This is a genomic window from Sulfurovum sp. MH2-6, assembly GCF_058374785.1.
On sequence record NZ_CM178170.1, the window covers coordinates 2,451,404 to 2,470,751 of the forward strand.

The window sequence follows — 19,348 nt, forward strand, 5'->3', positions numbered from 1 at the left end:
TTATGTCAAATGATTCAGACAACAAATTACTTATCCCTGTAACTTTTACCCCTTTATGCTATAATTTTTAAAATTAAATCGGGACTGATCATTCAATGCTAAAAAAAATCACACTTTTACTAAGCCTGCTTTTTTCTCTTTCTGAAGCGAAAGTACTGGATGCCATCGCAGTCACTGTGGATGGTGAAGCGATTACCACTGCCGAGATCCGTGCAGTAAGAGAACAGATGGATGTCTCCAAAAAAGAGGCGATCGACATTTTGATACAGGACAGACTCCAGCAGATTGCTATCAGGGATATTCATGTACCCGAAAGTGATGTGGACAAAAAAATTGAGATGATCGCAAAACAGAACAATATCAGTGTCTCTAAAATGCAGAAGGTCCTCAAAGAGCAAGGCACCTCGTGGACGCAATACCGCACAAGCATACAAAAGGCGATGAAAAAAGAGAAATTCTTTGCTCAGAAAGTAGCCAGAGAGATGCCTCAGGCAACAGATGAAAAACTGATGGCTTACTACCAAGAGCATCAAAACGAGTTTATGATACCTGCCACGATCTCTGTAACCGAGTATAGTGCATCCACAAAAAAAGGGCTGGAACAGCTTATGAAGAGGCAAGAGGGAGTTGAGGGGAAAGCCCAGGAACTGGATACCGCTGCGCTCAATCCAACAATGCTTCAGATGATGCTTCAGACACCAACCGGAGGATTTACACAGCCTCTTAATGCAGGGGATAGATATATCGTCTATAGAGTAGAATCCAAAAACGGTCAGGCACAAATAGCATTTGAACAGGTAAAACCGGTACTTGCAGGTAAATGGCAACAGGAACAACGGGAAAAAGCACTCAAAGACTACTTCAAAAAGATGCGTACCGGTGCAGTTATTGAATTTATAAGAAAATAAGGAAAAGTATGGGACTGAAATCCGATAAATGGATACGTGATAAATCACTGAATGAAGAAATGATCACCCCTTTTTGTGAAGGATTGGTGGGTGAAGGTGTAGTAAGTTACGGACTGAGTTCTTATGGCTATGACATCAGAGTAGCAGATGAGTTTAAGATATTTACCAACATCAATGCAGAAGTGGTAGACCCTAAAGACTTCAATGAAAACAATGTCGTAGACTATAAAGGTGATGTCTGTATCGTGCCGCCTAACTCTTTTGCCTTGGCACGTACGGTAGAGTATTTCAAAATGCCTAGTGACACCCTGGCTATCTGTCTGGGGAAAAGTACCTATGCCAGATGCGGGATCATCGTCAACGTCACACCGTTTGAACCGGGGTTTGAGGGGCATATCACGATAGAGATCTCCAACACAACACCGCTTCCTGCAAAGATCTATGCCAATGAGGGTATCGCCCAGGTACTCTTTTTAGAGGGAGATGAGCAGTGTGAAACCACCTACTCTGACCGTAAAGGAAAGTATCAAAGTCAGAGAGGAATCACTCTTCCGAGAATTCTTAAAGAATCCTAAAAATTTACGTATAACGTGACATTGCGTTATACGTAAAAGAGATCCTATCCCTTAATAAACTTTCTACCCATTAAACCTTTTTTACTCTTTTGTGTTACAATGCCAAAAAATCAAACCACTCTATAAAGTAAGTACCTATGAAAAATTTAATTATCGTTGAGTCACCTGCAAAAGCAAGAACTATCACCAATTTTCTAAGCAAAGAGTACAAAGTGATCGCCTCCAAGGGGCATATCCGCGATCTTCCCAAAAGTACCTTCGGTATCACGATTGACGATGAGACGGGTGACCTGGTCCCCAAATACTCTATTCCCAGAGATGCCAACCCTACGGTAAAAGAACTCAAAAAACTTGCGAAAGAGGCTGAAACCGTCTATATCGCGACCGATGAGGACCGTGAAGGAGAAGCGATCGGATACCATATCGCAATGGCTATCGGGAAAAACCCTACCGAGCTTCCGCGTATCGTCTTCCATGAGATCACCAAAAGCGCGATCACCCATGCGCTGGAAAATCCGCGCCGTGTCGATATGGACTCGGTCGATGCACAGCAGACCAGACGTATGCTTGACCGTATCGTAGGATATAAGCTCTCTCCTCTGCTTGCAAGCAAGATCCAAAAAGGTCTGAGTGCGGGAAGAGTACAGAGCTCCACCCTCAAGCTCGTTGTGGATAAAGAGCGTGAGATCAAAGCCTTCAAGCCTGAAGAGTACTGGACCATCGATGCAAAATTTCAAAAAGATATCGATGCCGCTATCTATGAGTTCGATGGACTGAAGATCGAAAAGCTGACGATCAAAAACGAAGCTGAAGCGACGAATATCACGACTACGGCAAAATCTGAAAGCTTTACGGTACTCTCTATAGAGAAGTCCAAAAGAAAGACAAAGACACCCCCGCCGTTCATGACCTCAACCCTGCAACAGGCTGCCTCCACACAACTGGGATTCTCTCCGAAGAAAACAATGATGATCGCACAGAAGCTCTACGAAGGGGTAAAAACCGACCAGGGTGTTACCGGTGTCATCACCTATATGAGAACAGACAGTATGAACCTGGCAAAAGAAGCCGTAGAGAGTGCGAGAAGCTATATCAAGGAGAATTTCGGAGACAAATATCTTCCTTCCAAGGCCAAAAGTTATGTCACCAAGTCCAAGGGAGCACAGGAAGCCCATGAAGCGATCCGTCCGACCAATGTGCATTTCGATACCAAAATAGCGCCGGAATATCTCTCCGGCGATGAACTCAAGCTCTATCTCCTGATCTATAAGCGTTTTCTTGCCTGTCAGATGACCGAAGCACAACTTGAGTCGCAAAGCATCCTTTTTAAAGGAGACAAGTCCGTTTTCAAGGCAAATGGAAGAAAACTCCTTTTTGACGGTTTCTACAAAGTCACAGGCTATACGGAAAAAGACAAGCTCTTGCCTGAACTGACTCAGGGGGAGAGTGTCAGCCTGGACGATATCCAGCAGGAGCAACACTTCACCGAACCCCCGGCACGCTACAACGAAGCAAGTCTCATCAAAAAGCTTGAATCTTTGGGTATCGGTCGTCCAAGTACCTATGCACCGACCGTGACGATACTCCAACAGCGTAAATATATCGAGATCGAAAAAAAGCGTATCCATCCTACGGAAGTTGCCTTTACCGTGACAGAGATGCTTGAAGAACACTTCCCCGAGATCGTGGACAGTGACTTTACTTCGAATATGGAAGAGGTGCTTGATGAGATCGGTGAAGGACACAAAGAGTGGCAGAAGGTACTCAAAGAGTTTTATACCCCTTTCATGCAAAAGGTCGAAGAGGGGAAAAAGAGTATCAAGAGCCTCAAAGTAGCGATACCTACCGGGGAGATGTGTCCAAAGTGTGGTTCCGAACTGCTGCTTAGAAAAGGACGTTACGGCGAGTTTATCGCATGTAGCAATTTCCCTAAGTGTAAATACACCAAAAATACCGACGGTACCGAACCGGAACAACCCGAAGAGACAGATGAGAAGTGTGACAAGTGTGGCGCACCGATGGTCATCAAAGAGTCTCGCCGCGGAAAATTTTTGGCATGTTCTGCCTATCCGAAATGTAAAAATGCCAAACCCCTCAACCCGCCTAGAGAACTCGATGTACCCTGTCCGGAGTGTGGCGGGAAACTACAGGAGCGGGAAGGAAAACGCGGAAAGTTCTTTGGATGTACGAACTATCCGAAATGTAAATTTATCGCCAACTTCGAACCTGTGAACAAAAAGTGTCCGGAGTGTAACTATACGATGGGTAAAAAGACACTTCGCGGTAAAGAGGTCTATGAGTGTCTTAAATGTAAACACCGGGAAGATGTACCCACGGAAGCATGATGAATCAACTGGATGCAAGATTTACTCCCCTGGTCGAGGCGGTATCATCGGTACTATACGGCAAAGAGGAGAGCATCACACTGGCACTTGCAGCCTTCTTTGCCAAAGGGCACCTGCTGGTTGAGGATATTCCCGGCGTAGGGAAAACCACGCTTGCCAAAGCACTTGCTTCACTGCTTGGACTCGAGTTCAATCGTATTCAATTCACCTCTGATCTTTTACCCTCCGATATCCTCGGGGTAAACTACTTCAATCAAAAGCAATCAGAATTCGTCTTCAAAAAAGGTCCCATCTTCACCCAGTTCCTGCTGGCCGACGAGATCAACCGTTCGATGCCCAAAACCCAATCAGCCCTGCTTGAAGCGATGGAGGAGAATAGTATCACGATTGATGGGGAACGTTACGAATTGGAAGAACCTTTTTTTGTGATGGGGACACAAAACCCCTATGAAGAGGTCGGTACGTTTAAGCTTCCCGATTCCCAACTGGATAGATTTATCTGTGCCATGAGCATCGGCTATCCTGCCCATGAAGCAGAACGGGCTATCCTGGCGCAAAAAAAACCTAAGCGCATTCCTGCACATACCCATATCACGCCGGAGGAGATCAAAGAGATACAGGATGCAGTAAGCCGAGTACACCTGAGTGATGCTCTGCTGGACTATCTGCAGGCCATTATCGCATTGAGCCGGAACGGCGTATACTTCACACACGGTCTCTCTACAAGAGGTGCACTGGCATTGGCGCAAATGACACGGGCCTGGGCCTGTATGCATGGAAGAGACTATGCCATTCCTGACGATGTGACTGCGGTTGCACCCTATGTCTCTCTACATAGACTGCACTTCAAAGAGGGCAAAACTACGTTAGAGCGCATCAGACATGTTATCACTTCGAATACTCAACCAGACGCGTAAACGTCTGAAACAAAAAGCAACACTGGGTTCGCTTCTGGTTGTGATCATACTTTTCGGGCTTTTTCTGGAAGCCTATATGCATAACTTCAACCTGGTCTATATCGTCCTTTTTTTTGTCTTTGCTTTGGCATTTATCGCTTCACCTTTCGGGATAGTCAATATGTCCAATCTCACACTTACACTACAGGGTTCAGAGAGACTCTTTGCCAAGGAAACATCCTCTCTCTACTTCTCCCTGAACAACAACAAAAACAGGGAAAGCTACGCACTCACGCTTGAATGTATGAATAAAACGCTTTTTATCCCCTCCGTAAAAGCGCACACACAGGAGATGATTACACTCTCCCACATGCCTGAGCATAGAGGAGAGTTGAAGATTCAAGAGTGTCAGCTCCAAAGTCTCTTCCCTTTAGCCACCATCCGTTTTATTCTCCCAGTAAAACTGAAGCCCCATAAAGTCATCTACCCTCACCCTAAAGGGAGCAGTTTGGAGACATTTTTAAGCCGTCAGAAGGGACGCTACGGTCTGGAGAGTGATTTTGAGGGGATCACACCCTACAGCGGCAATGCACCCCTGAGTAAAATACATTGGCCCTCTGTGGCAAAGGGAGAAAATGCACTGAAAAAATTTGCCCATGAGATACCGCTGGAACAACTCCACTTTGACTTCTATACGGCAGGCAAAAGCGATGAAGCCAGACTTTCACAGCTGACACGCTGGATACTGGAGTGTGAGGCGCAAAATCTTGAGTTTCAAGTTCGAATGCCCCGGGAAAATCTGAGTTCAAAAAGGATGTCTATAGATGAGATACTTGAAAAACTGGCTCTCTACTAAACCGACTCCGTTAAGGGTACTTGATATTGCCTATATTGTTGCCTTGATACCATTGGTTTTTTTTATCAAACTTCCGATCCTCTTTTTCCTGCTGCTCGTCCTGACGCTGCTTATTATCGATAAGAAACCTACTGCTTTCACACTCATTACTGTTACAGCAGTAGGCATGGTTGCGATATTCTTCTCCCTTTACGGCAGTTTCAACCTTGCAGGTCTTTCCCGGCTTAAGCTCTTTGTCGAACTCCTGATTTATATCCTTCTGGTCGCCATATCCCTGCAAAGGCTTACCAAAGAGGTCAACTTTTACCTGAAAATCTCTCCTCTGCTGCTGCTGGCAATGAGCCTCTTTTTCTTTCACTCTATACCGATGCTCCTCTATGTAGTATGTGAGGTCTTTATCCTGACAACGATGCTTGTCTGGCAGATCATGCAGTCCAGCCTTTATAGCTCTTTACGGGTCTCTTCAATGCTCTATATCGCTGCCCTGCCTATCGTCATACTCTTCTTTATCTTTTTCCCCCGAATCTCCTTTGAGCACGCGAAATACGGTTTTAAAGGGGATTTGATCCATAGAAGCGGTCATGACGGGCTCATGTACCTGGATAAAAATGCCCTGCTTGTTCCCTCGCAACGTATTGTCATGGAGGTAGGGTTCAAGGAGAAGATCCCTTCTGCTCATCATCTCTACTTCAGGGGAAGTGTACTCTACAACAAAACCGATAACATCTGGAGACCTCTGAAACCCTCACATATACCTTTAAAATCTGACCTTTCCGGGGGGAAAACAACTACCTATAAAGTCACCCTCTACCCTACCAATAAAAAGTGGATATACCTGCTTGACACCCCCGTAGTGCTCCCTCAGAAAGCCACACTCGATTTTCATCTCGAAAGTACAATGCCGGAGCCTGTCAATGACACTTTTCTATACCAGGCTGGCTCTCTCCTCCAATCAAGTTATCAAAGCCGTCTACCGGATACCCTAAAGAGAGTCGCCTTGGGTTACGACCGTAACAGTGACCCTAAAACACAAGCATTAGCCGAAAAAATCAAATCCAAATTCAGCGATCCGGAGCAGAGACTTGATGCGATCCGGTCGTTCTTTAGGGCACAGAAACTTACCTATACCCTTAAGCCTAAACCCTTTGATCTCGACCACTCTACAGACAGCTTTCTTTTTAAAGTAAAAGAGGGATACTGTGTCCACTTTGCAGCTGCGTTTACGACACTTGCAAGGATGAGTGGAATTCCAAGCCGGATCGTGACAGGATACAGACCTGACGGCTCAGACAGCATAGAGAACTACCTTATCATTAGAGAGAGTGATGCACATGCCTGGGTCGAAGTCTATCTTGATGGCTACTGGAAGAGGATAGAGACGACAGCGTTTGCCAGTTCCATCAAAAAGGATAGAGACCGTGAGAACAGTCTCAATAACACTCAAGAGGAAAAAAGCAGCTGGAAAAAGGTGACTCTATACCTTCACTATATCAAATACCAGATAGACACATGGATCCTGGAGTATAGTGCACTGAGTCAGAAAAAGCTCTTCTCCTACCTCAAAACCGATACGCTGTTTCTCGTCAAATTCATCGTAAGCTTTATACTGCTGCTTGCACTGCTGATCTTGATACTTTACCTGTTGAGCCGTGCAAAATGCCATGATGCACTTCAGTGTACACTTAAACCGCTTCTTCAAAAGCTTGAGAAATTGGGAATGCACAAACTTCCGGGGGAGAGCCTTAACCGGTACTTCAGCCGGGTCGAGCAGAAAGAAGATATCCCTCTATCAACCATCAACAGACTTTACCATCAACTCAAGTATCAAAAAACGGCAGGGGATAATACCCTGGCACAGTTGAAACAAGAGGTCAAAAATATTCGTAAAAGTTTAAAATAAAGTGCATGGGAGAGGAGCCCTCCTCTCCCGCGAGCATCATCCATTATCATTGCAGGATTACCTCTATAAGTTTATTTAATACTAATCACCTATCAGCAAAAATTCGATAAAATATTAACATTTAAAATAGTATATTGCAGACATAAAGGAAAAAGATGGTTTTTATCGATGACATCATAGCAGACGAGGTAATGGATAGTAGGGGAAATCCTACCGTAAGAGCTAAAGTAAGCCTAAGTGATGGAAGCGTTGCAAGTGCGATCGTACCAAGTGGTGCAAGTACAGGTAAGCGTGAGGCATTGGAGCTTCGTGACGGCGGTGACAGATACATGGGTAAAGGCGTTCAGCAGGCGTGCGAAAATGTAAACGGACCGATCTATGAAGCACTTGTAGGGATGAGCCCGTACAACCAGGCAGAAGTTGACCTGACGATGAAAGAGCTGGACGGTACACATAACTATGGTAACCTGGGGGCAAATGCTGTGCTTGGTGTCTCTATGGCAGTGGCACGTGCAGCAGCAGCAAGCATGAAAATGCCTCTTTACAGATACCTTGGCGGTGCCAACGGTGTGACAATGCCTGTACCTATGCTCAACATCATTAACGGTGGAGAACATGCAAATAACTCCGTAGACTTTCAGGAGTATATGGTCATGCCGATAGGATTTGACAGATTTTCTGAAGGACTCAGAGCCGCTGCTGAAGTCTACCACAACCTAAAGAAGATCATCGATGGAATGGGTGAGAGTACTGCCGTTGGTGATGAAGGTGGATTTGCACCGAACCTAAAATCAAACGAAGAGCCTATCCAGGTGATTATGGAAGCGATCGAAAAAGCGGGTTACAAACCGGGAGAGCAGATCGCAATCGCACTGGATGTTGCTGCGAGTGAACTGATCAATGATGCAGGGAAATATGTACTCAAATCTGAGAACAGAGAGCTTACAAGTTCAGAGATGGTAGCATACTACGCTGACCTTTGTGCAAAATATCCGATCGTATCGATCGAAGATGGTCTCAGCGAAGATGACTGGGATGGATGGAAAGAGCTTACTAATGTACTTGGCAGTAAAGTACAGCTTGTAGGAGATGATCTTTTTGTAACCAATGTATCAATCCTTGCTGAAGGGATCGAAAAAGGCATCGGTAATGCGATCCTGATCAAACCAAATCAGATCGGTTCTGTCTCTGAAACAATGCAGACCATCAGACTTGCACAAAGAAGTGGGTATAATTGTGTCATGTCACACCGTTCAGGAGAGAGTGAAGATACATTTATCGCGGACTTTGCAGTCGCACTCAATACCGGTCAGATCAAAACAGGTTCTACTGCGAGAAGTGATAGAATCGCCAAATACAACAGACTTCTTGAGATCGAAGCAGAGCTGGGACAATTTGAGTACCTGGGTGCGGAGCCATTTGCAAAATAACCTATGAGAGTGGTACAAAAAGCAGGAGAGATAGCAGGGTTATCCATCAAAACTTTTCTGATAGGCCTGCTTGGAATTCTGCTTTTTGGCATCTATCTCGGTATTTTAATCTATGGAGAAAATTCACTCACGGTTTTAGATCATCTCAAAACAAAAAAAGAGGCGTTAATTTACAAAAAAAAAGCGTTAAAGGCTGAAAACCGAAGACTGCAAAAAGAGTACTTTGAGCTTAAACAGCTTGAACCCAGTGAGAACTGAAAGAGGAGTAAAATATGAAGCGGTATCTATTGACAGGCGTTGCAATCCTTTGCATCGGGCTGGAGGCATCTGAAAATCCATTTGATCTACAAACGAACCTTAAAAGTTTAGATGATGAACAGAGTTCTCTTATTTCTGAACTGAGAGACTCAGCCGGAGATAAAGATGACCTTCTCCTGGATGAAGAGATAGATGCCATAGAGGAAGGAAACACGACCGATGAAGTAGAAGCATCAGAGAAAAATGCTACACCTTCACAAGAGAGCAAAGTAAAATCTCCGGAAGCAGCTGCCAAAGATACCGAAAAAACAACGCCTTCGGAAACATCGGTAGAAGAAGAAAAAAAGTCTGCCAAAGAAGCAGAGACTCTGGAAGAGATCATGGCAGAGGAACAAAAACAGGCTGAAAAAGAACGTTTAAAAGCATTGGAAGAAGAACGTATCGCCGTGCAGAAATATGAAGCTGAACGCCTTAGAAAAAAACAGCTACAAGAGGCAGCACAAAAGAAAGCAGCCAAAGCCGCTGAAGAGACTCCGGGAACCAAGCAGCCTGAAGAAAAAGCCAAAGAGAAAACTGCGATAGAAGCAGAGATGGAAAAAGCAAAAAAGGCGGTAGAAACCCCGCAGGAAAAACAGCCTGCCTCTTTAGAGAAAAAGCCGCAATCGAAAGCCGCTGAAGAGACTCCGGGAACCAAACAGTCTGAAGAAAAAACCAAAGAGCATACAGCGATAGAAGCAGAGATGGAAAAAGCAAAAAAGGCGGTAGAAACCCCGCAGGAAAAGCAACCTGCCTCTTTGGAGGAAAAGCCGCAACCGAAATCCGCTTTGGATGATATCGACCTGACAGTTGAACAAAAACAGGCAAAAGAGGAAGCAGACAAGCTTTACCTTGAAGCGATCAAGGAAATGGATGGAGAGTAATCTCTGTCTCTCTTCTCCTTCCCCTCTTTCTCTCTTATATTTTTTTACCGGTGATAAATTTAATCGTGATCATTGAGATCAGTATCTCAAATATACTTGCCAGAATCAGTTGATAATAATGCAGTTGTTTCAGTAGATGTGCTTCATATCCGATCGTCGCTACAGCAATAAGAAGTGTAAGCGGCATCGACAGGGAGAGTGCCACCAAAAGCGCATCCTTCCTGCTACTCAACCCCTGGAGTACTGCCGCAGCCAAAACCCTGGAGGATATCATCAAAAATGTGATCAGCAGTGCACCGGAGACCACTCCAGGTACAACAAGTGCTTTGATATCAAACGAAGCACCTACATGTATAAAGAAGAGGGGAACCAAAAATCCGAATCCCAAACTTGACATTTTCTCTTCAAGCTTCTTTTCATGGTGAAAAAAGGCTGAAATGGCAACACCGGCGATAAATGCCCCCAGTGCCAGTTCAAGCTCCAGGGAAAGCATCACTGCGATAAGAATAAAAAAGAGTGCGATAGAGAGACGTATATCCTGGTCCGAGGTATCAAACTTTGGGACCAGGGTACTCTTAAGCTCAGGATACCACCAAAAGAGTAGATGTAAAAGGCGATAGACAAAATAGACGATCACCATAAAAAGTACCAGGTAACCCAAATGGACCAAAAGGGTAATATTCACCCCTGTCTTACTTGCAGCATCAAACACTGTCAACACGGTAATACTCGCTATTTCTCCCAGGACACCCGCGATAAATGCCATACGTATCCAGGGCTGCTCTTTACCATAAGCTTTGGAGAGTGATGCCAGAAGACCGATAGAGATCAAAGGCATGGAGATGATGATCACCGTATCCAGATCAAAGAGGAACCCGGAGAGCGTCGAAAAAAAGACCATCGCGAAGAGAAAGAGTATAGATTTTTTGATCACCGTTTTAGAACTTCCGCTGATCTGCTTCAAGTCCACTTCCATGCCGGCAAGGAACATGAGATAAAGAAACCCAATCTGGGCAATCAGCGCAAAGTATTCACTCTCTACAATAAACCCCAGGTAGGCAAAAAAAGATCCTAATATAATTTCAACCGGAGGCGTTGGAACACGAAGAACCTTCGCCACAAAAGGACTGCCCCATATCAGGAGAGAAAGGGTTAAAATAAGCAGAATATTCTCTTGCATGCTTTTACCTGCGTGGTTTAATGTTTTTCACAACTTGTTGCGATTTCATATCCTAATTCCTGAAGTATATGTTGATCTCTTGATGGTGTGCTGCCTGAAGTTGTAAGATAATTACCTATCACCATAGCATTGGCGCCTGCTTCAAACATTTTATTTTCCTGCCCATTGAACAGCAGTTCCCTTCCGCCAGCAACCATCAGAAGTTTCTCTTCACCCAACAGCTTACGTGCTTTCCGTATCACTTCAACGGCCTCATCAAGCTCTATATTACGTGTTTTAATAGGTAGTGCGGGATTCGGGTGGTAGAAGTTCAGCGGCGTGGACTCCGGCTGAAGAGAAGCGATAGAGTCAAGCAGGTCATTACGATCCTGTTCTGTCTCACCCATACCGAAAATTCCCCCACTGCAAAGTGCCAATCCTACCGACTTCACATTTTCACAGGTAGTGTAACGCTCATCCCAACCATGCGTCTGACAGATCTCGGCATAATATCGCTCTGATGTCTCAAGGTTATGGTTATAACTATCCAGTCCATGCTCTTTGAGATATCTAAGCTGTTCGACAGAAGCGGTACCGTTACAAGCAATCAGGTTTAATCCATCTACCTCTTTTTTGATTGCCTGTGCTGCTCTTGCAACAAAATCTACCTTTTTGTCATCCAGTCCCTTGCCTGCTGTCACAAGACAGTAACCTAATGCTCCATACGATTGAGCGATTTTCGCTTCTTCTACGATTCTATCAATCTCTTTATAGGTATAGCGCTCTATATCCGCATGATACCGTACACTTTGTGTACAGAACTTACAATCCTCTTTACAGGTTCCTGAGAGGATATTGTTAATTGCACATAAAAATATCTGTTTTTGTTTCATCATGATCGGATTATACCCAAATCCTTTCATATATTAATAAAGCGGAATATTTGAATCAGAAGTTCAGGATAGCAGGTCCCAAAAGGAACCCTTTTCTTTCCTGCAGCCATTGAAAAAATGGAAAAGAGGGGTGAAGTATGTCTACTTTTCAGAAATGTACGGAGTTTACTCCGTCATCTCACTTTCATCTACCGTAAGACCTGCACCAAAACCAAGTCCTTCTTTGATCTTGCCTTCGATCTCGGCACGCAATTCAGAATTCTCTTTGATCGTCTGTTTTGCATTCTCTTTACCTTGCCCCAGTTTTTCAGCACCATAGCTAAACCACGCTCCCGATTTGTCGATGATATCCAGTTTTACCCCGTAATCGATCAACTCACCTTCTGATGAAATTCCTTCACCGAACATGATATCAAACTCCGCTTGCCTAAATGGCGGTGCGACTTTATTTTTCACCACTTTTGCTTTCACACGGTTACCGATCTGTGACTCGCCCTGTTTAAGGGTAGCGATACGTCTTACATCGATACGTACCGAACAGTAAAACTTCAATGCATTACCGCCTGTCGTCGTTTCAGGACTTCCATACCCCATAGTACCGATCTTCATACGGATCTGGTTGATAAAGATCACTGTAGTATCGGTTTTATGTAGGATTGCTGTGAGCTTACGCAGTGCTTGTGACATCAAACGTGCCTGAAGTCCTACGTGCTGATCCCCCATCTCACCTTCGATCTCTGTTTTCGGTGTCAGAGCAGCTACCGAGTCGACAACAATCAAATCGACCGCACCTGAACGCGTGAGTGTCTCAAGTACATCAAGTGCCTGTTCCCCGAAATCCGGTTGTGAAACCAAAAGGTTCTCCGTATCTACGCCGAGATTCTTTGCATAGATCACATCAAGTGCGTGTTCTGCATCGATAAAGGCACAAATCTTCCCCTCTTTCTGTGCAGATGCGATCGTCTGCAGTGAAAGTGTTGTTTTCCCTGATGACTCCGGACCATAGATCTCTATGATCCTACCGACAGGAATACCGCCTATCCCGAGTGCCATATCAAGTCCAAGCGAACCGGTACTGATCGATTCGATAGGCTCGATCTCTTTATCCCCGAGCCTCATCAGGGTACCTTTTCCAAACGCTTTATCAATCTGCTTGATCGCCATATCCAATGCTTTTTGTTTGTTTGCGTCCATTGCCATAGTCATGATCCTTACCTTTTAATATGAAATTCTATCACCATTTTAATAGGTTTAGGTCATCGTATAAAAAAATATGTCATATTGTCATACTTTTTTTGAATTCAAACCGTTGACATCCCATATAGTGCCAGGAACACAGGGCAGGGATACGCTTAAAATATAGAGTGTGATACAGAAGTATATACCTCATCGCACTACCCATATCCATCAGATGGTTTTGCTTTTAGGGACGCTTATGATAAAATGATGACATTACTAATTGAAGCGAGTTTAACCCGATGAATCCTATCCAACTAGCCCACTCACCCGATGCTGATGATATCTTTATGTACTATGCGATTAAATTTGGCTGGGTAGATACCAAAGATTACCAGTTTGAGAACATCGGATTGGACATAGAGACATTGAATGAAGAGGCACTCAAAGGTACTTATGATGTCAGTGCGATCAGTTTTGGCATGTACCCGTTGATCAAAGATGAGTATGCACTGCTTCGTACAGCAGTCAGTTTTGGTGAGGGGTATGGCCCCAAACTGATCCGTCGTAAAGATAAAAAGCTTAAACGCAATTTTAAAGTGGCCCTCTCCGGGAAATACACTACCAATGCCATGCTCTTTCGTATCTACTACCCTGAAGCACGTCCTGTCTATATGAACTTTCTTGAGATAGAGGAAGCTGTAGTCAACGGAACGGTGGATGCCGGAGTTTTAATTCACGAATCAATCCTTGATTTTGATGAGAGCCTGGAAGTCGAGAAGGAAGTGTGGGATATCTGGGTAGAACTGGCTGGTGAGGGCTTACCTTTACCGCTTGGAGGGATGGCGATACGCAGAAGTCTTCCGCTCAACCGTGCCATAGAGATAGAGAATATCCTCATTGACGGGGTAAAAGTAGCCAACGATCGAAAAGAGGAACTCTGTACCAAACTGGAGAACGATGCACTTGTACGTATCTCTGACAAGATGCTTACAAAGTACCTGGATATGTATGCATCGGATGAATCCATAGAGCTCAGTGCCCTGCAGATTCAGGCACTGGACAAGCTTTATGAGTTAGGCTACAAACATGGACTATGGGAGACACCGATAAAAACGGAAGAGTACCTCATCCCACGAGAATACAGTGAGCTCCGCTCAAGATAGTAGGGAGTAGATAGGAGATGAAGAAAACATACCCTATATATCATCGTGTTGCAGAGCAACACATACCAAATTTACTACCTGCTACCTGCTACCTGCTACCTTTTAAAAAACAAAGGCAAACCTTTGTTTTTTAAAACCATCGATTTTTCAAAATACTCCAGTATCAAAGTGGGGCAACCTACAGAAGTACTGATAGTGGAAAAAGGTGATGAGATACCTCAAAACCGTTACCTGATCGGAGGAGCCAATAATCTCCTTGTCTCCCCTACCCCGCCTCCACTGATGAAACTGAGCAAAGCCTTTGCCACTATTATCCAGGAGGAGAATATGCTCAGGATCGGTGCGGCCACTCCCACCGGACGCATCGTCTCCTATGCAAGGAAACATAATATCGCAGGTTTTGAGTTCTGTTCCAAACTACCAGGTACACTTGGCGGGATGCTTGCGATGAATGCAGGGGTTAAAGCGTATGAGGTGTTCAATATACTCCACTCAGTCAAGATCAACGGGCAATGGATCAAAGCAAAAGATATAAAGCATGGATACCGCTATGCCGAACTCGGAGGCATAGCTACTGAAGCGAAATTTGAGATCAAAGAGGGGTTTAGTCAGGCACTACTTGATAGCCTGCTCTCTTTACGAACCAATCAGCCTCCGGAGCCGAGTGCCGGCTCGGTATTTAAAAATCCTGATGGAGATTACGCAGGACGGCTCATTGAAGCGGTAGGATTAAAAGGGGTGAAAAAAGGAGATATGCAGTGGAGCCCCATCCATGCAAACTTCCTGGTCAATCTCGGAAACGGCACCTTTGAAGATGCCATCTACCTCATCAACCATGCAAAAGAAGAAGTAAAAAAAGTCTTTGGTATTACCCTAAAAGAAGAGATCAAGATTCTCTAGTTCTTCTTTTCACAGCGTACACATCTGATATAGTTGCTGTCACTCACTTTTCTCTCATAACGGTAGGCATCTACAGGATACACAGCATAATATTTCCCTGTTTTTGCGGGTGTCGATGTCCAGAAATCTGCAGCTCTGGAGTTGATAAAGGCCTCTCCGGGTTCTCTATGCAGTGCCATCAGTTCATCTGAAGTAGGCAATCTCCAGTCTGAATGACCGGCATAGTAAAGAGTGCTACAATATCCTTTTGCATACTGAAAGCTTCCCGCTTTTCCAGAGGTATGGTTGTTCCTGTAGGCTCCGTCTTCTGCATCTTGATATGCCTCATCCTGCCACATCAATCCTGTCTTATCATCATGGTAGACAGTATTCTTCCCGCAATCATTTGCCGGTGCTTCTATCGCAGGTACAAGTTCCGGGATATCCTCCGGTGCAAGTTTTCCTCCTGCCATCAATAAAACAGCTGAAAACAATGCTGATGAGATCAAAACCTTTTTCATATTTTCTCCTTTTACCAATATTATTCAATATGATAATATATCATTACTCAATTTAAGCTAAAATTACTTTATTATGCATAAATCTCGATCTTCGCACCGTTTTTTATCGATTTCCATAAGATATCCATCGCCCTGTTCGTCACTGCGATACACCCTTCAGTCCAATCATATGCCAAAGTATACTTGTCCCCTCTTCCGTCTGCATTCCACTTTGGCTGTCCGTGAATGGTGATATACCCTCCGGGGTCTACGCCTCTTTTTTTCGCCTCTGCGATATCCTCTCGATCCGGATAAGAGATCATTAATGACTTATAAAGCCTATTGTCACACTTTTTTCTCACGATCGTATATCTGCCTACAGGTGTTCTATAATCTCCTTTAGAAACCTTATCCCCTTTTGTACCGTTCTTCCCCAATGAGATACGGAACTCCTCTACCAGTTTTCCTTTGCGATAGAGATGCATGATATGCTTCTCTTTATAGACAATGATTTTATCTGCCAGTAATGACTCATCTATCTCAGCACCATTTGCAAGCGCCTGCCAACAGGTTTTGGTCTCATAAGGTGTCTTGTCCACCTTTCCATACGCTACAGGTTCCTTGTTACAGCCGGAGATCCATAACATTGTAACGGATAGTAAAAGCATGGTTTTTACGCTTATCTGCATCGTTTACCCCCAGTCTTCATGATGATGTTTTGATTTATGTTTGTCTTTTTTGTAAGAGACACGGTTTTTCATTTTTTGTAAACGGTTCAGGTTACTCATCTCTGCCTCTCGGATATCCGAGAACTCATTCTCATCAAAGTGCTCATTCTGACAGGTTTGCTGATAGAGCCTATTGATATATGCTTTCAGTTCTCTATGATATTCTGAGTCAAGGTGAGTCTCCTCTCTCTCATCCAGTTTCTCCTTCAGCATTTGAAACTTGGAGATAAAGGATTCTGCCGTACAGCTCTCATCTCTAAACATACGAAAAAGATTTTTTGACACTTTTTCCAACTCACCGATATATTTTTGTCTTTGGTATTTGTCAATCTGTTTTTGGGTATAGCGTGCGATCTCTGACCTCCTACCTTATAGTTACCGGAACGCCTTCGCGTACGGCATACCATAGTTCTTTCATCTCACTGTTCGTCACAGCTACACACCCCTGAGTCCAATTCTGGCTCAGGGTATAAGCATCCTCTTTTCCGTCTGCATTCCATTTAGGCTGTGCATGGATGGTGATAGCACCACCGGGATTGACTCCTCTTTCCCTGGCACTCTCGATATCTTCCGGCCTTGGGTAAGAGATACAGAGGGAACGATAGTATTTGGGAGAGCAGAGCTTACGATGGATAAAAAACTCACCCTCCGGGGTACGGTTGTCTCCCTGTCTCTGTTTATGTCCTACAGGGTTCTTCCCCAGAGAGACAGGAAGTATACCTTTGACCTTCTCTCCGGCATATAGATACATTTTTCTTTCTGCTTTCATCACAACGATGTGGTCTATGCTTCCTTCACTTTTAAAGTCTGTTGCCTCCAGCAGCTCTTCTCTGCACTCTTCCAGATTATACTCGTCTTTCTTAAGATCCGGATCGGCACACCCTGTGAAAATAAACAGTGACAGAGGTAAAAGCATCAAATATAAGAAATTTTGCACAGAAATTCTATCCTTTACAAAAATGACACTTTGCATTTTAATTGTGTATTTTAGCACAACTACACTAATGAATAAAGCGTGATAAAAAGGGGAGGGAATAAGAGGTAAACAACCCTCTAGTGAGGGTTGTTTATAAAGATTACAGCGCTGCCTTAGCTGCTGCAAGTGCTTCTTCATAGTTTGGCTCTTCAGTGATTTCAGGAACTACTTGTTTGTAAGCTACTTTTCCGTCTTTTCCGACTACAAAGATAACTCTAGCAAGTACACCTGCAAGAGGACCGTCTGCAAGAAGTACTCCGTAAGCGTTACCGAAATCTTTGTTTCTGAAGTCTGAACATACTTTGATATTTTCGATTCCGGCTGCACCACACCATCTTGCTGCTGCAAATGGAAGGTCCATAGATACAGTCATTACTTCTACACCCTCAAGGCTAGCTGCCTCAGAGTTAAATCTTCTTGTTTCAGCGTCACATACACCAGTGTCTAGTGAAGGTACTGCTACTACAAGTTGTACCTTACCTTCTCCTCCTACTGTTTCATCTTGGAGCATTGGGTTACAGTTTGTTACTGTTACTACCGGTGCTGTATCACCAACGTTTACTTCTGTTCCTGCGAGGTTACATGTAATGTCGTTTTTAAAAGTTACTGTTGCCATTAATTTTCCTTTTATTTAAATTGTGTAGAAGCATTATTCCTTAAATAGGATAAAAATAGTCTTAATTAAAAAAATATTTTTTATTTTTTTTGTTTGAGATCTATTGTCGACTGTTCCAAAACCCTTTTGAATGCAGCCTCCCTATCTAATTTATAATCACTCTGTACCTTATAATAGCATGTAAAACCTTTCAGGATTTCCAAACGTACATACCCTTCAAAGTCACTTCCTGTACTCTTTACCACAGGGTTATTGCATTGTCCGATTTTGTATTTGGTAAGTTTCACATAATAGGGACAGGCGGGATCTTCTTTGACTCCAAGCGCCTCTTCTAGGCGTAATTTATCTTGAGGCTCTACCAAAGGGTAGCGAAGGCAGGAGAGGGAAGGAGCCTCTTCCTGCGTACAAAAACTTGCATAGACAGGAAAACGCTCTTCACACCCCGTGAGTAAAAAAGTAACAAATAATAAGGAAAAGAGTCTGTTATTTATTTGCAATGCCCTTCACCCACTTTTCCATAGCAGCATTTGCATCTGGATTCGGCGCTTCAAGAAAACTCACAACAAAAGAGTCTTTCATCTCTGCCACACCGATAGAACGCGGTCTTACTCCCAATACTTCAGGCTTTGGTAATGCTTTACCAAAACAGCAGATAAGATTTTTCGCATCTTTGATATCTTCTGAGATCTCTCCGACTTCAAGTGAAGAAGTATGACCATAGTGGTCAAACTCTCCGATATAGACAGCGACAGGATGTGCTTCTACCTGTCCTTTAAGGTATGCCAGGATCTCATCAACATTTTGATAGCTTGTTTCACTCTTCTCTATCTCGATTGTAAAGACCGGATATTTTTCCATAACGGTAATTTGTTTCATTGGTTTCCTTTTGGTTAAATTTGATGTTTCATTGGTTTTTCTGCTTCCCATCAAGGACGATGAGAATGCATACCTGAGTTTAATAAGCTGAAAAATGAACTGATTCGTCAAATTCAGGTATGTATTCTTTGAAGCGGGAATGAAAAAATATGGAGCAGCCTGTCGTTCCGAGCTTATAAAAGCCGTTTGCTTTTACTTGACAGTTCGCATGATTTCGCACGAGGTTCTGACCTTCGCGGGTCGCTTTGCTCCACCGCTCCGGTTTCGCAGCTATAATCGACACGCAGGTGT

General features: G+C 43.9%; 21 protein-coding genes. 11 read left to right on the forward strand and 10 right to left on the reverse strand.

Translation table 11 applies throughout. The annotated features are described in order from the left end of the window. The first annotated feature begins 95 nt into the window (after window positions 1–95). The 9 genes from AC4JOV_RS12475 to AC4JOV_RS12515 all read left to right on the forward strand — a co-directional run bounded on the left by AC4JOV_RS12475 (window position 96) and on the right by AC4JOV_RS12515 (window position 10,088). On the forward strand, window positions 96–908 hold the full coding sequence (locus tag AC4JOV_RS12475) for a peptidylprolyl isomerase (protein ID WP_229937257.1): 813 nt from the start codon (window positions 96–98) through the stop codon (window positions 906–908). A gap of 8 nt (window positions 909–916) precedes the next feature. Further along, window positions 917–1,483 carry a dCTP deaminase gene (gene dcd, locus AC4JOV_RS12480; protein ID WP_229937256.1) on the forward strand — a complete coding sequence of 189 codons (567 nt, stop codon included), beginning with the start codon at window positions 917–919 and terminating at the stop codon, window positions 1,481–1,483. A 137-nt stretch (window positions 1,484–1,620) separates the two neighbouring features. After that, the gene (gene topA, locus AC4JOV_RS12485; protein ID WP_229937255.1) at window positions 1,621–3,828 is read left to right on the forward strand and encodes a type I DNA topoisomerase; all 2,208 of its coding nucleotides are present in this window, start codon (window positions 1,621–1,623) and stop codon (window positions 3,826–3,828) included. After that, window positions 3,828–4,745, forward strand: coding sequence for an AAA family ATPase (locus AC4JOV_RS12490; RefSeq protein WP_229937254.1), 918 nt, complete (start codon window positions 3,828–3,830; stop codon window positions 4,743–4,745). The genes topA and AC4JOV_RS12490 overlap by 1 nt, the downstream gene beginning before the upstream one ends. Next, window positions 4,711–5,580, forward strand: coding sequence for a hypothetical protein (locus AC4JOV_RS12495; protein WP_229937253.1), 870 nt, complete (start codon window positions 4,711–4,713; stop codon window positions 5,578–5,580). The genes AC4JOV_RS12490 and AC4JOV_RS12495 overlap by 35 nt, the downstream gene beginning before the upstream one ends. Further along, window positions 5,549–7,480 (forward strand): transglutaminase TgpA family protein, encoded by a 1,932-nt coding sequence (locus AC4JOV_RS12500; RefSeq protein ID WP_229937252.1) that lies wholly within the window; start codon window positions 5,549–5,551, stop codon window positions 7,478–7,480. The genes AC4JOV_RS12495 and AC4JOV_RS12500 overlap by 32 nt, the downstream gene beginning before the upstream one ends. 155 nt (window positions 7,481–7,635) lie before the next feature. Then, the gene (gene eno, locus AC4JOV_RS12505; protein WP_229937251.1) at window positions 7,636–8,910 is read left to right on the forward strand and encodes a phosphopyruvate hydratase; all 1,275 of its coding nucleotides are present in this window, start codon (window positions 7,636–7,638) and stop codon (window positions 8,908–8,910) included. Between the two features lie 3 nt (window positions 8,911–8,913). Beyond that, window positions 8,914–9,168: a hypothetical protein gene (locus AC4JOV_RS12510; RefSeq protein WP_229937250.1), complete on the forward strand. Its 255-nt coding sequence runs from the start codon at window positions 8,914–8,916 to the stop codon at window positions 9,166–9,168. Window positions 9,169–9,182: 14 nt separating this feature from the next. Further along, entirely contained in the window at window positions 9,183–10,088 is a 906-nt protein-coding gene (locus AC4JOV_RS12515) for a hypothetical protein (protein ID WP_229937249.1), read from the forward strand. 34 nt (window positions 10,089–10,122) lie between these two features. Here the strand turns inward: AC4JOV_RS12515 and AC4JOV_RS12520 are convergent, their stop codons facing one another. From AC4JOV_RS12520 to recA, 3 genes are all read right to left on the reverse strand, one after another. Further along, entirely contained in the window at window positions 10,123–11,268 is a 1,146-nt protein-coding gene (locus AC4JOV_RS12520) for a cation:proton antiporter (protein ID WP_229937248.1), read from the reverse strand. A 17-nt stretch (window positions 11,269–11,285) separates the two neighbouring features. Beyond that, window positions 11,286–12,143, reverse strand: coding sequence for a biotin synthase (locus tag AC4JOV_RS12525; RefSeq protein WP_229937247.1), 858 nt, complete (start codon window positions 12,141–12,143; stop codon window positions 11,286–11,288). Window positions 12,144–12,305: 162 nt separating this feature from the next. Continuing rightward, entirely contained in the window at window positions 12,306–13,340 is a 1,035-nt protein-coding gene (recA, locus tag AC4JOV_RS12530) for a recombinase RecA (protein WP_229937246.1), read from the reverse strand. A gap of 278 nt (window positions 13,341–13,618) precedes the next feature. Between recA and AC4JOV_RS12535 the strand changes: the two genes are divergently transcribed. Together AC4JOV_RS12535 and AC4JOV_RS12540 are read left to right on the forward strand one after the other, a co-directional pair. Then, window positions 13,619–14,482: a menaquinone biosynthesis family protein gene (locus AC4JOV_RS12535; protein ID WP_229937245.1), complete on the forward strand. Its 864-nt coding sequence runs from the start codon at window positions 13,619–13,621 to the stop codon at window positions 14,480–14,482. A 123-nt stretch (window positions 14,483–14,605) separates the two neighbouring features. Then, the gene (locus AC4JOV_RS12540) at window positions 14,606–15,382 is read left to right on the forward strand and encodes a UDP-N-acetylmuramate dehydrogenase (RefSeq protein WP_229937244.1); all 777 of its coding nucleotides are present in this window, start codon (window positions 14,606–14,608) and stop codon (window positions 15,380–15,382) included. Here AC4JOV_RS12540 and AC4JOV_RS12545 read toward each other — a convergent pair. The 7 genes from AC4JOV_RS12545 to AC4JOV_RS12575 all read right to left on the reverse strand — a co-directional run bounded on the left by AC4JOV_RS12545 (window position 15,379) and on the right by AC4JOV_RS12575 (window position 19,057). Further along, window positions 15,379–15,882: an Lcl C-terminal domain-containing protein gene (locus AC4JOV_RS12545; protein ID WP_229937243.1), complete on the reverse strand. Its 504-nt coding sequence runs from the start codon at window positions 15,880–15,882 to the stop codon at window positions 15,379–15,381. The genes AC4JOV_RS12540 and AC4JOV_RS12545 overlap by 4 nt on opposite strands. Before the next feature lie 71 nt (window positions 15,883–15,953). Next, window positions 15,954–16,550 (reverse strand): L,D-transpeptidase family protein, encoded by a 597-nt coding sequence (locus tag AC4JOV_RS12550; protein WP_229937242.1) that lies wholly within the window; start codon window positions 16,548–16,550, stop codon window positions 15,954–15,956. Window positions 16,551–16,553: 3 nt separating this feature from the next. Then, window positions 16,554–16,853, reverse strand: coding sequence for a hypothetical protein (locus AC4JOV_RS12555; RefSeq protein WP_491522158.1), 300 nt, complete (start codon window positions 16,851–16,853; stop codon window positions 16,554–16,556). 100 nt (window positions 16,854–16,953) lie between these two features. Continuing rightward, window positions 16,954–17,526 (reverse strand): L,D-transpeptidase family protein, encoded by a 573-nt coding sequence (locus AC4JOV_RS12560; protein WP_229937240.1) that lies wholly within the window; start codon window positions 17,524–17,526, stop codon window positions 16,954–16,956. Between the two features lie 139 nt (window positions 17,527–17,665). Continuing rightward, a complete protein-coding gene (gene tpx / locus AC4JOV_RS12565) occupies window positions 17,666–18,181 on the reverse strand; it encodes a thiol peroxidase (protein ID WP_229937239.1) in 516 nt (171 codons plus the stop codon). Window positions 18,182–18,261: 80 nt separating this feature from the next. Next, window positions 18,262–18,678, reverse strand: coding sequence for a hypothetical protein (locus AC4JOV_RS12570; RefSeq protein ID WP_229937238.1), 417 nt, complete (start codon window positions 18,676–18,678; stop codon window positions 18,262–18,264). Next, a complete protein-coding gene (locus AC4JOV_RS12575) occupies window positions 18,665–19,057 on the reverse strand; it encodes a DUF6858 family protein (RefSeq protein ID WP_229937237.1) in 393 nt (130 codons plus the stop codon). The genes AC4JOV_RS12570 and AC4JOV_RS12575 overlap by 14 nt, the downstream gene beginning before the upstream one ends. Window positions 19,058–19,348 lie beyond the last annotated feature (291 nt).

What these genes read in the sequence shown, in the direction of transcription:
- AC4JOV_RS12515 (WP_229937249.1), top strand. Translation starts at nt 9,183, where the DNA reads ATGAAGCGGTATCTATTGACAGGCGTTGCAATCCTTTGCATCGGGCTG.
- AC4JOV_RS12545 (WP_229937243.1), bottom strand. Translation starts at nt 15,882, where the DNA reads ATGAAAAAGGTTTTGATCTCATCAGCATTGTTTTCAGCTGTTTTATTG.
- eno (WP_229937251.1), top strand. Translation starts at nt 7,636, where the DNA reads ATGGTTTTTATCGATGACATCATAGCAGACGAGGTAATGGATAGTAGG.
- AC4JOV_RS12495 (WP_229937253.1), top strand. Translation starts at nt 4,711, where the DNA reads ATGTTATCACTTCGAATACTCAACCAGACGCGTAAACGTCTGAAACAA.
- topA (WP_229937255.1), top strand. Translation starts at nt 1,621, where the DNA reads ATGAAAAATTTAATTATCGTTGAGTCACCTGCAAAAGCAAGAACTATC.
- AC4JOV_RS12575 (WP_229937237.1), bottom strand. Translation starts at nt 19,057, where the DNA reads ATGAAACAAATTACCGTTATGGAAAAATATCCGGTCTTTACAATCGAG.
- AC4JOV_RS12510 (WP_229937250.1), top strand. Translation starts at nt 8,914, where the DNA reads ATGAGAGTGGTACAAAAAGCAGGAGAGATAGCAGGGTTATCCATCAAA.
- AC4JOV_RS12535 (WP_229937245.1), top strand. Translation starts at nt 13,619, where the DNA reads ATGAATCCTATCCAACTAGCCCACTCACCCGATGCTGATGATATCTTT.
- AC4JOV_RS12490 (WP_229937254.1), top strand. Translation starts at nt 3,828, where the DNA reads ATGAATCAACTGGATGCAAGATTTACTCCCCTGGTCGAGGCGGTATCA.
- AC4JOV_RS12550 (WP_229937242.1), bottom strand. Translation starts at nt 16,550, where the DNA reads ATGCAGATAAGCGTAAAAACCATGCTTTTACTATCCGTTACAATGTTA.
- tpx (WP_229937239.1), bottom strand. Translation starts at nt 18,181, where the DNA reads ATGGCAACAGTAACTTTTAAAAACGACATTACATGTAACCTCGCAGGA.
- dcd (WP_229937256.1), top strand. Translation starts at nt 917, where the DNA reads ATGGGACTGAAATCCGATAAATGGATACGTGATAAATCACTGAATGAA.
- AC4JOV_RS12520 (WP_229937248.1), bottom strand. Translation starts at nt 11,268, where the DNA reads ATGCAAGAGAATATTCTGCTTATTTTAACCCTTTCTCTCCTGATATGG.
- AC4JOV_RS12500 (WP_229937252.1), top strand. Translation starts at nt 5,549, where the DNA reads ATGAGATACTTGAAAAACTGGCTCTCTACTAAACCGACTCCGTTAAGG.
- AC4JOV_RS12555 (WP_491522158.1), bottom strand. Translation starts at nt 16,853, where the DNA reads ATGTTTAGAGATGAGAGCTGTACGGCAGAATCCTTTATCTCCAAGTTT.
- AC4JOV_RS12475 (WP_229937257.1), top strand. Translation starts at nt 96, where the DNA reads ATGCTAAAAAAAATCACACTTTTACTAAGCCTGCTTTTTTCTCTTTCT.
- recA (WP_229937246.1), bottom strand. Translation starts at nt 13,340, where the DNA reads ATGGCAATGGACGCAAACAAACAAAAAGCATTGGATATGGCGATCAAG.
- AC4JOV_RS12525 (WP_229937247.1), bottom strand. Translation starts at nt 12,143, where the DNA reads ATGATGAAACAAAAACAGATATTTTTATGTGCAATTAACAATATCCTC.